This window comes from Neotamlana laminarinivorans, from assembly GCF_020523925.1.
Taxonomy (GTDB): Bacteria; Bacteroidota; Bacteroidia; order Flavobacteriales; family Flavobacteriaceae; genus Neotamlana; species Neotamlana laminarinivorans.
This window is the reverse complement of sequence record NZ_JAJAPW010000074.1, coordinates 1-292: the sequence shown is the minus strand read 5'-3', so window position 1 is coordinate 292 and position 292 is coordinate 1. Positions and strand designations below refer to the sequence as shown.

1 protein-coding gene is annotated in these 292 nt (G+C 36.0%); it reads right to left on the bottom strand.

Annotated elements, in window-relative coordinates:
* Window positions 1-292, bottom strand: a 292-nt coding sequence (locus LG649_RS16090; protein WP_226544831.1) for an ATP-binding cassette domain-containing protein, incomplete at both ends; no start/stop codon positions are given.

The window sequence follows — 292 nt, the reverse complement described above, 5'->3', positions numbered from 1 at the left end:
GAAAAATTAAAACGACTTAAATAGGCTCTAGAATTTACTTCTTTACCGCCCATTAAAACCAGTTCTTGCTCGTCGCTAAAGTTTTGCCATATTGTTTTTTCTGGGTCTATATTAGCATGACTTTGGTCGACATACGCTATTTTAGCCGTTTCGCCTACAACAAACTCGCCTTTATCTGGTGTTTCTTCTCCCATTATCATTCTAAAAATAGTGGTTTTACCAGCTCCATTTGGACCAATAATACCAACTATTCCTGCTTGAGGAAGGTTAAAGTTTAAATTATCGTACAATA